Origin of the sequence: Alkalimonas amylolytica, from assembly GCF_900107845.1 — a bacterium.
GTDB classification, from domain to species: Bacteria; Pseudomonadota; Gammaproteobacteria; order Enterobacterales; family Alteromonadaceae; genus Alkalimonas; species Alkalimonas amylolytica.
Genome location: NZ_FNRM01000002.1, coordinates 188,834 through 202,016, shown reverse-complemented (window position 1 = coordinate 202,016; position 13,183 = coordinate 188,834). Strand labels below are relative to the sequence as shown.

At 54.9% G+C, this 13,183-nt stretch carries 12 protein-coding genes; 8 read left to right on the top strand and 4 right to left on the bottom strand.

Annotated elements, in window-relative coordinates:
- Both BLW37_RS04365 and BLW37_RS04360 read left to right on the top strand, forming a co-directional pair.
- Positions 1 to 975: lipase family protein (locus tag BLW37_RS04365; RefSeq protein ID WP_091340143.1), on the top strand; the 975-nt coding region annotated here is incomplete at its 5' end.
- A gap of 334 nt (positions 976 to 1,309) precedes the next feature.
- Entirely contained in the window at positions 1,310 to 1,744 is a 435-nt protein-coding gene (locus BLW37_RS04360; RefSeq protein WP_091340140.1) for a hypothetical protein, read from the top strand.
- 17 nt (positions 1,745 to 1,761) lie between these two features.
- Here BLW37_RS04360 and BLW37_RS04355 read toward each other — a convergent pair whose 3' ends face one another.
- Positions 1,762 to 2,241 (bottom strand): DUF2231 domain-containing protein, encoded by a 480-nt coding sequence (locus BLW37_RS04355; protein ID WP_091340136.1) that lies wholly within the window; start codon positions 2,239 to 2,241, stop codon positions 1,762 to 1,764.
- Positions 2,242 to 2,301: 60 nt separating this feature from the next.
- Between BLW37_RS04355 and coxB the strand changes: the two genes are divergently transcribed.
- From coxB to BLW37_RS04335, 4 genes are read left to right on the top strand one after another with little or no spacing between them, the layout of a single operon-like run.
- Positions 2,302 to 3,012: a cytochrome c oxidase subunit II gene (gene coxB, locus BLW37_RS04350; RefSeq protein WP_245785610.1), complete on the top strand. Its 711-nt coding sequence runs from the start codon at positions 2,302 to 2,304 to the stop codon at positions 3,010 to 3,012.
- Positions 3,005 to 5,524 (top strand): cytochrome c oxidase subunit I, encoded by a 2,520-nt coding sequence (gene ctaD / locus BLW37_RS04345; RefSeq protein ID WP_091340128.1) that lies wholly within the window; start codon positions 3,005 to 3,007, stop codon positions 5,522 to 5,524. The genes coxB and ctaD overlap by 8 nt, the downstream gene beginning before the upstream one ends.
- Positions 5,525 to 5,536: 12 nt before the next feature.
- The gene (locus tag BLW37_RS04340) at positions 5,537 to 5,947 is read left to right on the top strand and encodes a hypothetical protein (RefSeq protein ID WP_091340125.1); all 411 of its coding nucleotides are present in this window, start codon (positions 5,537 to 5,539) and stop codon (positions 5,945 to 5,947) included.
- On the top strand, positions 5,938 to 6,789 hold the full coding sequence (locus tag BLW37_RS04335) for a cytochrome c oxidase assembly protein (protein ID WP_091340122.1): 852 nt from the start codon (positions 5,938 to 5,940) through the stop codon (positions 6,787 to 6,789). The genes BLW37_RS04340 and BLW37_RS04335 overlap by 10 nt, the downstream gene beginning before the upstream one ends.
- 106 nt (positions 6,790 to 6,895) lie before the next feature.
- Here the strand turns inward: BLW37_RS04335 and BLW37_RS04330 are convergent, their stop codons facing one another.
- Entirely contained in the window at positions 6,896 to 7,597 is a 702-nt protein-coding gene (locus BLW37_RS04330) for a YebC/PmpR family DNA-binding transcriptional regulator (protein WP_091340119.1), read from the bottom strand.
- Positions 7,598 to 7,694: 97 nt separating this feature from the next.
- Between BLW37_RS04330 and BLW37_RS04325 the strand changes: the two genes are divergently transcribed.
- Together BLW37_RS04325 and BLW37_RS04320 are read left to right on the top strand one after the other, a co-directional pair.
- On the top strand, positions 7,695 to 8,408 hold the full coding sequence (locus BLW37_RS04325; RefSeq protein WP_091341056.1) for a DUF4336 domain-containing protein: 714 nt from the start codon (positions 7,695 to 7,697) through the stop codon (positions 8,406 to 8,408).
- Positions 8,401 to 10,197, top strand: coding sequence for an ABC transporter transmembrane domain-containing protein (locus tag BLW37_RS04320; RefSeq protein WP_091340117.1), 1,797 nt, complete (start codon positions 8,401 to 8,403; stop codon positions 10,195 to 10,197). Before BLW37_RS04325 ends, BLW37_RS04320 begins: the two co-directional genes overlap by 8 nt.
- On the opposite strand, the gene BLW37_RS04315 is transcribed toward BLW37_RS04320, so the two are convergent.
- Together BLW37_RS04315 and BLW37_RS04310 are read right to left on the bottom strand one after the other, a co-directional pair.
- Positions 10,194 to 10,385, bottom strand: a complete 192-nt coding sequence (locus BLW37_RS04315) for a DUF6435 family protein (protein WP_091340114.1) — start codon at positions 10,383 to 10,385, stop codon at positions 10,194 to 10,196. The two genes, BLW37_RS04320 and BLW37_RS04315, sit on opposite strands and share 4 nt — an antisense overlap.
- 80 nt (positions 10,386 to 10,465) lie before the next feature.
- Positions 10,466 to 13,165, bottom strand: coding sequence for a cation-transporting P-type ATPase (locus BLW37_RS04310; RefSeq protein WP_091340111.1), 2,700 nt, complete (start codon positions 13,163 to 13,165; stop codon positions 10,466 to 10,468).
- Positions 13,166 to 13,183: the final 18 nt, after the last annotated feature.

Sequence of the window (13,183 nt, the reverse complement as noted above, 5' to 3'; positions counted from 1 at the left end):
GGCTTTGCGGCTATTGGCATAGGCAAAGCGGCTTATACTGGTGATCATGTGGTTGCAATCCGTGGAACGGATGGGTTGCGCGATGTGATCACTGATCTGCATATTGGGTTAACCGGTGGTGAAAGTAACGCTTTGGTGCATGCCGGTTTTAACAAAGTATTTCAAAGTATGAAACCGGCATTAGAGCAAAGCCTGACCCCTGTTTTGGCGGGCAGTGGCCGCGGTACGGTGCACTGTGTTGGCCATAGTTTAGGTGGTGCTCTGGCACATATCACGGCAGATTGGGTGAAGCGCCGTTATAAAAAAAGGGTGTGTTTGTATACCTTTGGCGCTCCTCGGGTGGGTTTTGATGGCTTCTCTATCAAAACAACCGGCAGTATTGATAAAATTTTTCGTTGCACCCATGCAGGTGATCCGGTGCCTCTGGTGCCATTATGGCCCTTTATGCACGCGCCTTACAAAGGGCGGGAAATATTGCTCAGTTCAGCGCAAGGTTTGCGCGCATCTGCCCACAGTATGGGGGAAAATGGCACACCAGGTTATTTGAACACTGCCAACAGCCATAGCTGGGATGCGTTGCAAAGCCAATCCACTGAATTGTTTAAAGCGACAGAGCTGCAATACCCCGACCGGCATCAGGTGACCTTTACCACCTACTGGGCGCACCGTATTAACAATGCGCTTATTACCCTGCTAAAAAAATCCGGGCAGCTGTCTGCCATCGCTGTGCAGGCAGGCGCCGTCACCTTTTTAACCTTCTACGATCTGCTAGCATCATCGGTGGAGAAAATTGCAAAGTTATCCCCAGAGTATGCAAAACAAACCTTAGGTTTGTTAGGGCATATGCTGGTTTTCGCAGGCAAAGGTGGAACCCAGGTGGTGGATCTTTCCTACCGGTTTATTCGCTGGGTGTTTGAGGTGACGTTGGCTGCTTTGCATCGGTTAGTCCGTGAGGCCATGGCGTTTCTTCGTTGATAAGTTAAAAACTATCTATACGTTAAGTAGGGGCTGTTATCCTAATTACGAAATGGCTATGGCTGCATTTGGTCAGTGGCTCGATGACTTTGCCTGCTCGACGAATAGTGTTTGCCGTTTAATGTGATCTGCCGTCTTCGGAAAATAGCTCTCTTTCAGTTTCATCGCGGGTAACGCTAGTTAAAAGCGTTATCTGCATTTCTTATCTTTATCCGCCCATCAGACCACGTTGCACCTTTTGTCTGCTACAGTTAACGGTAAGATGAAATGTTTTATAAATTAACATTTTACCGATAGCTGTAGTTTATTTGCCTTTAACAAATGGAATGGGTTAATGGTCTGGTTGCTTTTTTTGCATATCGCTAGCCTGGTGATCTGGGCTGCGGCTTTGTGTATTTTACTCGTGCTGATCCCACGCGCGGCATCGACTGGTTTGCAAGATGTCAGCTGGGGCGAGCGGCTGGAGCGGCTATGGTTTACCCGCCTGGCCAGTCCGGCGGGGTTGGTGACGATTGTCTCTGGCACTTTGATTTTTGCCGTAGACGGCAATGTACATAACTGGTTGTTGCTTAAGCTTACCGTGGTGACTGCGTTGGTGTTCTGCCATGTGGCCGCAGGCTTATTGATTTTGTACACCAAAAGACCCAAGGTTCATGGCATAACGGCTAAATGCCTTGGCTTGCTTATCGTTACGTTGTTATTGCTGCTTAGCATTCTTGTGTTGGTCTTGCTGAAACCTGAGCTGGAGGTTGAGCCATGGTTTTCGTAAACAGCAGCAACGCAGTGTCACGCTTTCGCATCTTGCTGCAGCATGTCGTCAATATTTACACCTACCGCATACTCGTACACCAGGCGTCCACCGAGATACCCGGTTGCGACAATCAACACGCCGCTAAGCAGCGACAGGTAAAGCCCTTGTGGCAAAATGGCAGCACCAGCATCAGGCAAGCGCAGCAGCCAGTTCAGCGTGGCCAGCGACAGCAACATCACCGCCAGCATGGCATGGCACCAGCCCGTAATCAGCCGTCTGATTTGGCTGACCAACAGCATATCCATCAAGCCGGCCACACTGGCAATCCAGCCGCCAATGGCTCCGACCCCGGCCAACCACACACTGGCTCTGGCCCAAAAAGCATCGGCGGTGTACAAAAACGCCAGATCGGTGGCAATCAGGCCAAGCAAGGCCGCCACCGGGAAATGGATCAAGCCCGGGTGAATGGGGTGGCCAAATATCTGGATCTGGCTGTTAATCGGTTGCATCGACATGCTGCACCTCAAATGCGGTTTTTGGCTGCGGTCAGACAGTACCTATGCCAGAGTGTAGCAGTGATCTGGCCCTGCGGCCTGCTGCTTGCTCTTAGTGGCTGCACAGGCCCCTTTTCATCGCTGGATCCCAAAGGGCCGGCAGCCGCGGAGGTGGCGCTGTTATGGTGGTGGATGTTTGGCTTTTTCACGCTGGTTTTGCTGGCCGTGGTGTTGCTGTGGCATTACGCCATCAAACGCCGGCCACAGCAAAACGACACGCCACACAGCAGTGGCTGGATTATCTGGGGCGGGCTGGCATTACCCTCCGTCAGTATCGTGCTACTGCTGGTCGTTGGCGTGCCGGTGGGGCAGCGAATGATGCCGCTGCCGGATGAAGATGCCCTGCAGATTGAGGTGACCGGCCATCAATGGTACTGGCAGGTGGTCTATCCTGAACATGGCCTGGAACTGACGGATGAACTGCATATCCCGGTCAATACCCCGGTGCATCTGCATTTAACCAGTGCTGATGTCATTCACTCCTTTTGGGTGCCACGACTGGGCGTGAAGCTGGATATGCTACCGGGGCGAACCAATGTACTGCGGCTGGAAGCCTCTGCAGCAGGGGTGTACCGTGGCCAGTGTGCTGAGTATTGTGGCCTGGGCCATGCTCATATGCAATTTACCGTCACGGCCCTGGAACAGGCAGATTTCGCCGACTGGATACAGCAACAGCCATCCAGCCTGCAGCCAACACAACGCCAGGCACAGGAGCGAACCAGCGATGAGTGATACCAAGCCTGCTTCATCGCCACCTGCGCTGGCAGGCCAGTTGGCCAGAGTGTGGGCGAACTTGCCGGGCTGGGGCAGTTTGGCGGCAGTGAATCATGGCACCATTGGCCTGCGCTTTATGGTCACCGGCATGGTGTTCTTTCTGATTGGTGGTGTGCTGGCCATGATCTTGCGCACTCAGCTGGCACTGCCCGAGCAGGACATTATCAGTGCCGGGGCTTACAGCCAGCTGTTTACCATGCATGGCAGCGTAATGATGTTTTTGTTTGCCATTCCGGTGCTGGAAGGGTTGGCGATTTATCTGATCCCAAAAATGATTGGCGCCCGAGATTTGGTTTTTCCGCGCATCAGTGCCTTTGGCTATTACTGCTATTTATTTGGCGGCATCATTATTATCACTAGCCTGTTGCTGGGTATAGCGCCAGATTCAGGCTGGTTTATGTACACGCCGCTAAGCAGCAGTGAGTTTGCCCCCGGCCCCGGGTCTGATTTTTGGCTGCTGGGCATCACCTTTGTGGAAATTTCCGCCATGGCTGCTGGCATTGAGCTGACGGTATCCATTTTATGCAGCCGGGCCAAAGGCATGACACTAAGCAAAATGCCGTTGTTTTGCTGGTACATTCTGGTGATGGCGCTGATGATAGTGTTTGGTTTTCCGCCGTTAATTCTGGCCAGTATTTTACTGGAGTTAGAGCGCGCAGCCGGCATGCCATTTTTCACGGTGGCCGCGGGCGGTGATCCGTTGTTATGGCAGCACCTATTCTGGTTGTTTGGCCACCCCGAGGTGTACATTATTTTCCTGCCGGCTGCCGGTATTGTTTCAACCCTTATTCCGGTATTCAGCGGCCGGCCTATGGTGGGTTACCGCTGGATTGTGATTGCCATCATTTTAACCGGCTTTATCAGCTTTGGGCTCTGGGTGCACCATATGTTTACCGTGGGGATTCCGCAGCTGGCGCAGGCTTTTTTCTCGGTAGCCAGTATGTTGGTAGCAATACCCACCGCCATTCAGGTGTTTGCCTGGCTGGCGACCTTGTGGCGCGGTAAGGTGGTGTTTCGCCTGCCGATGCTGTGGATCAGTGGTTTTCTGGTTATTTTTGTTTGCGGCGGCCTCACCGGGGTAATGCTGGCATTGGTGCCGTTTAACTGGCAGGTGCACGATACCCATTTTGTGGTTGCTCATATGCACTATGTGCTGGTGGGCGGCATGTTTTTCCCGTTAATCGCCGGGTTCTATTACTGGCTGCCTTTGGTCTCCGGCCGGATGCCATCGGAGGACATTGGCCGCTGGGGCTTCTGGTTCACTTTTATTGGCTTTAACCTGACCTTCTTGCTGATGCATCTAACCGGTTTGCTCGGTATGCCGCGACGGGTGTATACCTACGAAGCGGGTTTAGGCTGGGATGGCCTGAACCTGTTGTCATCCATTGGTGGCTTTGTGATGGCCATTGGCGTGGCTCTGGTGTTGCTGGATCTGTTACTGCACTTCTGGTTTGGCCGCCGGGCCAGCGCCAATCCCTGGCAGGCCGATACGCTGGAGTGGGCGCTGGATATGCCGCCGGCGCAGTACAATTTTGCCAGCTTAGCTACGGTGAGCAGCCGCCAGCCACTGTGGGACGACCCGGAGCTGGCCAGGCGAATAGCCAGCGGGCAGGAAGGGCTGGCCAGCGCCAGCAGTGGCTACCGTGAAACCTATGGCACCTCAGCGGTGAGTGCACAGCGGGAAAAGATCCTGCAGTTGCCCGGCAATTCCTGGTGGCCCCTATACAGCGCTATGGTGCTGGCCGTGGTGTGTATTAGCCTGCTGGGTCGCTGGTATGGTGTGGCGTTGCTGGCTTGCGTGGCTGCTATTGGTTTGTTACTACGCTGGAGCTGGGAGAATGGCGGCCATCCTGCTGCTGCGCCTTTAAAGCCGGACAATGAACACGAGCTGCCGCTGGAATCACGCACCATCGATGGCCCCGGTCGTTGGGGCATGATTGTCACCTTGCTTGCCAATGGCGCTTTGTATATGTCCTTGTTGTTTGGCTGGTTTTATTTATGGACAGCCGCGCCGCAGTGGTCTGCGCCCGACGATGGCCCAGTACCGCTTTGGTTGCTGTTGCTGTGTGGCTTGCCTGCTTCGATTGCACTCTGGCTGTTTCATCGCCTGTGTCAGCGTCTGGCCGAGGGAGATGCTAACCAATTGCAACGCCAGTTATGGTGGTGCTCCGGTGCAGGCCTGCTGCATTTGTTGCTGTTGCTGCTGCTGTTTATCATGGCGCCGCTGGATTACACCGGCAGTGCGCATGATGCCACCCTGATGGTGATTATGCTGTACCTGCTGGGCCATGCCGGCTTGGTTGTGGTGCTCACGGCACTGCAGGCGCTGCGGGTTGCACGTGGTTATGTCAGTGTCAGCTTGCCGTATGAACCCCAGGTAGTGAAACCCTTGTGGTTTTACTACCTGGCCGTGTACTGGCTTAGCGTCGCACTGTTTTTTATGCTGCCACTTGGCTGGAGCCAATTATGAGCGCGCGCGCGGATGACTAGGCTCGACTGGTTTTCACCTGGCCACCCGGCTCAGTTGCTGCTGGGCTTGGCCATCTGGAGTCTCTGGTTTATTGCCATGTATGCGGGCTTGTCGGTGGCGTGCCAGCTGAACCCGCCTCAAGTGCAGCAAGGCCCTTTTACGTTGCTAAATGCTGGCTTATTTATCCTGACGTTGCTGGTGAGTGCATTGCTGTTTTATCTGGCCTGGCGCAGCCACCGTGCCCGGGGATCCTTGCCTGCCACAAGCCAGGAAAAGGATCCCACTGAAGGCGCTGCCGCGCACCAAGTGGCCACCGCTGTCGGGCGCTTTATTGGCTTCGTCAGCACCGTGCTGTATTGCATAGCGGCGGTTGCCACCTTGGCTGGGGGCTTACCGGTGTTGGTCATGTCGCCATGCAGTTAAAAGGATACCGTTTAAAAGGATACCGTTGGTTTGGGGCGCTATGTGGCTCGCTGGCATTGGCCTGTTTCAGCCTGCCGCTGCAGGCGCACAGCCCCTGGCAAAGTGACGGTGCCAGCTTCTGGGCTTCCCTGCTGGCGCTGTTGATACTGGGCTTGTTCTGGCTGTGGTATGTGCTTGGCAGCATCAAGCGGCCACCGTTGTGGTGGCGGTCGCTGCTGTTTCATGGCAGTTGTGTGTTGTGTGCGTACGCCGTAGTGGGGCCGCTGGATGATTGGGCTGAAACCAGCGCCAGTGCGCATATGGTGCAGCATATGTTGTTTATGGTGGTGATAGCACCGCTGTGGGCATTAAGCCTGCCATTGCCACAATTTGCGGCCATCAGCGGCCGCTGGGGCCGCATGGTCTGGCAACCGTTGCTGAAACTGGCCGCGTACCCGCTGAGTCTGGCTTATCTGCATGCCGCTGTGGTCTGGTTCTGGCATACACCCCGCTTTTATGTGCTGGCATTAGAACATCCCTGGTGGCACTTAGTGGAGCATATCTGTTTTGTCTTCACCGCCGCCATGTTGTGGTGGGCGGTGTTGCATTGCACAGAACGCACCCGCAGCTGGGCCTTGCTGGCCTTGCTGTTTACCCTGATGCACACCGGTTTTCTCGGGGCTATTCTGACCTTTGCCGATAGCTTATTGTATTACCCCAGCCATCAACTGGCCGATCAACAACTGGCCGGGCTACTAATGTGGGTGCCTGGCGGGATACCTTATCTGCTGGCCGCAGCCTGGCTGGGTTATCGCTGGTTAAAGGGGGTTGCCGCCAATAGCGGGCCAGGTAAGTGCTTCTGAGATTACCTGGCGCTATAACCAGCTTCAGTAGATTGCTCTTTATGATGGTGGTGAGGCAGCAACGCCTCTCCACACTGGATGCAACCTGGTTTGCTAGGGTAGTGACTTAACCAGCTAAACCAACATACACATTTTGCACATCGTCATCGGCATCGATGGCATCCAAAAAGGCTTCCACTTCCGCCAGTGCATCGCCGCTTAGCTCAACCGGGTTGTTGGCGCGGTATACCAGTTTGGCGGAGTGTACCTCATAGCCAAACTCCGGCAGGGCCTTGCTTACTGCATCTAAGTCGGTTGGTTCGGTTAAAAATACCACCTCATTGCCTTCGCCTGCTTCAAAATCCTGGGCGCCAGCTTCAATGGCGGCCAGCTCCATATCAGCATCGTCGCTGGCTGGTACAGCTTCAATCTGGCCCAGATGCTTAAAATCCCAGGATACCGCACCAGAAGTAGCCAACTGGCCTTTACGGAATAACATCCGGATACTTTGGGCTGAGCGGTTTTTGTTGTCGGTCAGGCACTCGACAATCACCGGTACTTGATGTGGCGCAAAGCCTTCGTAAGTAACGGATTCGTAGTTGACCGGGCCATCCAGCAAGCCAGCGCCTTTTTTGATGGCACGCTCCAGTGTATCTTTTGGCATCGAGGCTTTTTTAGCGGCATCAATGGCAGAGCGCAGTTTGGCATTCATATCCGGGTCAGCACCATTGCGCGCCGCCACCATAATTTCTTTGGCCAACTTGGTGAAAATGCGACCTTTGGAAGCGGCTGCATCCTGTTTGTGTTTGTTTTTCCACTGCGCGCCCATAAATAGTCCTGTACGAATGCTAAAAAAGTGGCTTAGTCTAGCCAAAGCAGTACCTACAATGCAAGGCCACTGCAGTGGTAAAGCACAGGAGAAACTCATGGAGCAACTGGCTGACTCGGTCTGGATGGTCGATGGACCGGCCGTGCCTTTTTATGGCATGCCTTATACGACACGAATGGTGATTGTCCGGCTAGAGGATGGCGCTCTGTGGGTGCACAGCCCGATCCAGTGGCAACCGGCGTTTAAGCAGCAGCTGGCCGCTCTGGGGGAGGTCAAATACCTGATAGCTCCCAACCATCTGCATCATTTGTTTTTAGCCGATTGGCAACAGCAGTACCCAGAGGCCAGGTTGTATGGTACGGCTCAGGTGCAAGCTAAGCGTCCTGAGTTGACCTATGCCGGTATTCTGGATGAGACAACGCACACGCCCTGGCAACAGGACATCGCACAGCTGTTATTTACCGGCTCGAAAGCCATGCAGGAAGCAGTATTTTTCCATCGGGCATCGTGCATTTTAATTCTGACAGACTTGATTGAAAACTTTTCACCTAAACATTTTAACCCATGGCAGCGTTTGCTGGCCCGGCTGATGGGGATCCTGGCACCACAGGGGCAAACGCCGCTGGACTGGCGGCTTAGCTTTGTATTTGGTAAAGCACAGGCCCGTGAGCACTTGCTTCGCATGCTGAGCTGGCAGCCTGAGTGCATTGTGATGGCGCATGGTGAGCTGGTGCAGCACGATGCGGTTGCTTTTTTACGCCATTCGTTTCGGTGGCTGAAGTTGCCCGATACGGCAGGCCAGCATGACTGAGCCTGTGCTAACATCATCCGACGTAACATTGGCTGTGAAACAACAGGCCGTTTTACCCTGGCTGGTTGCCTTTTTAAAGCCGTATCACGGGCGGGTACTGCTGGCGATTATCTGCTTGCTGATTGGTTCTTTGGCCTGGCTGGCGCTGGGGCAGGGTGTACGGTTGCTGGTGGATGAAGGCTTTGTCGCTGGCAATGCCAGCCGGCTGAATGAGCTGGTGGGCTGGGTGTTGCTGATAAGCGCCATCAGTGCCAGCGCGGTGTTTTGTCGCTTTTATCTGATGACCTGGCTGGGCGAGCGGGTGAGCGCCGATATCCGCAACCATGTCTATCGGCATTTGCTGAAGCTATCGCCGGCTTTTTATGGCGAAACCCGTACCGGTGAAGTCATTTCCCGCTTCACCGCCGATACCACTTTGCTGCAGTCGGTGGTGGGTTCCAGTTTATCGATGGCGCTGCGCTCGGGGGTGACTGCCATCGGCGGCTTACTGATGATGCTGCTCACCAGCTTCAAGCTGACCGCTCTGGTGCTACTGGCAGTGCCTTTGGTGCTGGTGCCTATCATTGTATTGGGGCGCAAAGTGCGGCGCTTATCACGCGCCAGCCAGGATCGGCTGGCCGATATTGGTGCCCATGTCGATGAAAGCCTGCACGAAATTCACACCGTCCAGTCGTATGGCCATGAACGCCTGGATCAGCAGCTGTTCGCCGGCAAAATTGAGCAGGTGATGCAGGCGGCGAAAAAGCGTATTTTTTACCGTGCTTTGCTGATTGGCCTGGTGATGTTACTAAGCGTCAGTGCCATCACCCTGATCGGCTGGGCTGGTGCGCTGGATGTGTTGCAGGGACGGATGTCGGCCGGCCAGCTTACCGCTTTCTTGTTTTATGCCGTGCTGGTGGCAGGCGCGACCGCCACCATCAGTGAAGTCATTGGTGAGGTGCAGCGCGCGGCCGGGGCTACTGAACGGCTGATAGAGCTGTCGCAGGTGCCGGTGCAAATCGAAACTGTGGCAAAGCCTTTGGCATTACCAAAGCCGGTACGGGGGCGTTTGGATGTACAGCAGCTTAGCTTTGCCTACCCCCAGTCGGGCATCGGCACTGCATTGACCGAGCTTACGCTGAACATAGCGCCGGGCGAACGTGTTGCGCTGGTTGGGCCAAGTGGTGCCGGTAAAAGTACCTTGTTTCAGTTGCTGCAGCGCTTTTATCAGCCGCAGCAAGGCCGTATTTTGCTTGATAGCATCGATATTGCCGAGCTGGATCTGGCCAGCTTACGAGCCCAATTTGCGCTGGTGCCGCAAGATGCGGTAATTTTTGCCGACTCGGTGCTGGAAAATGTGCGCTATGGCCGGCCAGAGGCCTCTGAGCAGGAGGTAATCGCCGCTTGCAAAGCAGCTAGGGCGGATGAGTTTATCCGCGAGTTGCCTGAAGGCTATCACAGCCAGTTGGGTGAGCGTGGCGTGCGTTTATCCGGCGGTCAGAAACAACGACTGGCCATAGCTCGGGCCATTTTGGCCGACCGGCCAGTACTATTGCTGGACGAAGCGACCAGTGCACTGGATGCGGTCAGTGAGCATGCGGTCAAAGAAGCTTTGCAGCACTTGATGCAGGGCAAAACCACCTTGATCATTGCCCATCGCTTATCGACCGTGCTGCATGTGGATCGCATTGTGGTGCTGGACAAGGGCCGGGTGATTGCATGGGGTAGTCACAGCGAGCTGATGGCCAGCTGTCCTTTGTACAAAGAGCTGGCCGAGCTGCAGCTGCTCAATCCCGGCAGTGCAGATTAGGGCGTGTTGACCTTTGCTGTTTGTTTTTGCAACTGCTCAATTTGCTGCCACAGCGCTTCGCTCTCGGCGGTTAAATCAGCGAAAAGGCGCATATCGCCTTTGCGCTGCGCCAGCATGGCTTGTTCCAGCTTGCTGTCGTAGATTTTACGTAGTTTTTTTACCGGGTCGCGTTTAAATAATCCAAACATGAGTATAGCTCCAAAATTCCAATCAACAGAGTACGGCCGAAAGCCGTATCATGTTCACTTCGGCATTGGAAAAATGTGATTTAGCGCCAGAGCCATTTTTTCTCCAGCTCAATAATCAGCATAATTGCCAGCCCCAGCCCGATTGGGAGTAGCCAGTACGAAAGGGGTAAGGCGCTGGTGCCGAACAATTGCTGCATGAAAGGCAGGTACACAAAAGCCAGCTGCAATACCAGCAATACCCCCATGGCCAGCCAGGCCATTTTATTGGCAAACAACAGGCTGAATTTCAAGCTGCACTCGGCCAGGTAGCGGCTGTTGATCAAATAAAACGCCTGCGCCATCACCAGGGTATTGACCGCCAGGGTGCGGGCTGTGCTGAGATCCACCTCCGCCGCCATGGCCCATAAGAACATCAGAATCGAAACGCCCCCAATCATCAGCGACACCAGACTAATACGCCATAAAAACATACCACTTAAGATAGCGGCTTTGGGATCGCGCGGCGGTCGTTTCATCACGCCCGGCTCGGCCGGCTCAAAGGCCAGCGCCAACGCCAGGGTGACCGCCACCACCATATTGACCCAGAGGATTTGTACCGGCGTTAGTGGCAGGGTTAAACCAAACAGTACCGCCACCAGCATGACCAGGCCCTGGGCACCATTGGTGGGCAGAATAAACAAGATGGCTTTACGCAAATTATCGTAGATGGTGCGCCCTTCTTCTACCGCTTTGGCGATGGTGCTGAAGTTGTCATCCGCCAATACGATATCGGCCGCTTCCTTGGTGGCTTCGGTGCCTTTGATGCCCATGGCGATGCCGACATCGGCTCGTTTTAGCGCTGGGGCATCATTGACGCCATCACCAGTCATGGCTACCACTTCGCCACTGGCCTGCAGTGCTTTTACAAGCCGTAACTTATGCTCCGGGCTGGTGCGGGCAAAGACATTGCCGCGTATGGCCAGCTCCTGTAGTGCCTCTTCACTGGCCGCTTCTATTTCTGCACCGGTTACCACCACCAGCTCACCATCGCCAGCCAGCGCCATGGCCTTGCCGATAGCTTCGGCCGTACCCGCATGATCGCCGGTGATCATTTTCACCCGAATGCCGGCCTGATGACACCGGGCGATGGCTTCAATCGCTTCTGGCCGGGGTGGGTCGATGATGCCGATAAGACCAATAAACTGCATCCCGGTTAAATTATCCATGCCAAGCTCGCTGTGGTTGGCAGGTTTTCTCGCGGCCGCCAATACCCGCAGGCCCTGGCTGCTCAGCGATTCCAGTTGCTGCTGCCAGTAGCCGCTGTCTAACGGCTCGGACTCGCCGTCGGTATTCAATTGCTGGTCGCAGCGCTCCAGTAAACGATCTGGCGCGCCTTTCAGCAGAATGTGCTGGCTGCCATCCGGGTGCTGCTCCAGGCTGGCCATAAACTTGTTCTCAGACTCGAAGGGGATCACCGCCAGCCGTTGGTAGCTTTCACGTTCAAAGCCAGCTTTTTCTGCCAGGCAGAGCAGGGCGCCTTCGGTGGGCTCCCCCTGCACGCCCCAGTGCTCATCCTGTTGGATCAGTTGGCTGTCGTTGGCAACAGCGACCACTTCAATCAGGGCTGCCAAGCTTGGTTGTTTGAGCGCAGTCACTGCCTCACCATCGAGCGCAAAAGCCCCTTCGGGCTGATAACCCAGGCCGCTGACTTGGTAATTGCCAGCCTGGGTTACAACCTGACTGGCCGTCATCTCATTGCGGGTGAGGGTACCGGTTTTATCCGAGCAAATCACTGTGATGGAGCCTAAGGTTTCCACGGCATTTAAACGGCGGGTAATGGCATTGCGCTGCGCCATTTTTTGCACACCAAGCGCCAGGGTAATGGTTAAGATGGCTGGTAAGCCTTCCGGAATGGCTGCCACCGCAAAGCCAATGGCTGCCAGAAAGAGCTCGCCAGTGGCAAAATCATGCAGCAGATGGCCAATCAGCAGCATCAACAGTGCCAAAGCAACAATCACCACCGACAGCCACTTACTAAACTGCGCCATCTGACGGGTTAGCGGTGTGGCAATGGCCTGCACCGATGAGAGCATGGCATTGATTCGACCAATCTCGGTGTTGGCACCGGTTGCCGTAACCACAGCGGTGCCACGCCCGGCGGCCACCAGTGTGCCGGAAAATGCCATGCAAAAACGATCGCCAACGCCGGCATCGGTTGCTACCGCCTGTGTGTGTTTTTCGGTGGGCACCGACTCGCCGGTCAGCGCCGACTCTTCAATGCGCAGATTATTGGTGTCCAGCAAGCGCATATCGGCTGGTACTTTATCGCCAGAGCGCAGGCGCACAATATCGCCAACCACTAACTGATCGGCGTCCAGCTGCTGCCAGTTGCCATCGCGTTTTACCGTGGCATGCAGAGACAGCATTTTACGAATGCCAGCCAGTGCTTTCTCGGCCTTGCCTTCTTGCACAAAGCCGATGGTGGCATTAATCAGCACCACCGCCAGAATGACCCAGGTATCCAGCCAATGCCCCAGCAATGCGGTAATAGCAGCCGCAGCCAGTAAAATGTAAATCAGCGTATCGTGAAAGTGTTTGAAAAACCGCTGCACCATGCCAGGCTGGGGTGGTTCCGGTAAAGCGTTGGCACCATGTTGTTTGAATCGTTTGGTCGCCTCAGCCTGACTGAGCCCTTCGGCGGAACTTTGATGACGATCGAGCAGTTCACTGGCTGGCAATGCATGGGCTGGAGAAAGGTCTGGTTGCTCTGGTACAGTTGAGGAGGTCTTAGCGGCGGACATGCATGCTCCTGTTAATTC

Coding starts and splice junctions, on each gene's coding strand:
- BLW37_RS04320 (WP_091340117.1), top strand. CDS start 8,401: ATGACTGAGCCTGTGCTAACATCATCCGACGTAACATTGGCTGTGAAA.
- BLW37_RS04330 (WP_091340119.1), bottom strand. CDS start 7,597: ATGGGCGCGCAGTGGAAAAACAAACACAAACAGGATGCAGCCGCTTCC.
- BLW37_RS04355 (WP_091340136.1), bottom strand. CDS start 2,241: ATGTCGATGCAACCGATTAACAGCCAGATCCAGATATTTGGCCACCCC.
- BLW37_RS04325 (WP_091341056.1), top strand. CDS start 7,695: ATGGAGCAACTGGCTGACTCGGTCTGGATGGTCGATGGACCGGCCGTG.
- BLW37_RS04360 (WP_091340140.1), top strand. CDS start 1,310: ATGGTCTGGTTGCTTTTTTTGCATATCGCTAGCCTGGTGATCTGGGCT.
- BLW37_RS04340 (WP_091340125.1), top strand. CDS start 5,537: ATGACTAGGCTCGACTGGTTTTCACCTGGCCACCCGGCTCAGTTGCTG.
- BLW37_RS04315 (WP_091340114.1), bottom strand. CDS start 10,385: ATGTTTGGATTATTTAAACGCGACCCGGTAAAAAAACTACGTAAAATC.
- ctaD (WP_091340128.1), top strand. CDS start 3,005: ATGAGTGATACCAAGCCTGCTTCATCGCCACCTGCGCTGGCAGGCCAG.
- BLW37_RS04335 (WP_091340122.1), top strand. CDS start 5,938: ATGCAGTTAAAAGGATACCGTTTAAAAGGATACCGTTGGTTTGGGGCG.
- BLW37_RS04310 (WP_091340111.1), bottom strand. CDS start 13,165: ATGTCCGCCGCTAAGACCTCCTCAACTGTACCAGAGCAACCAGACCTT.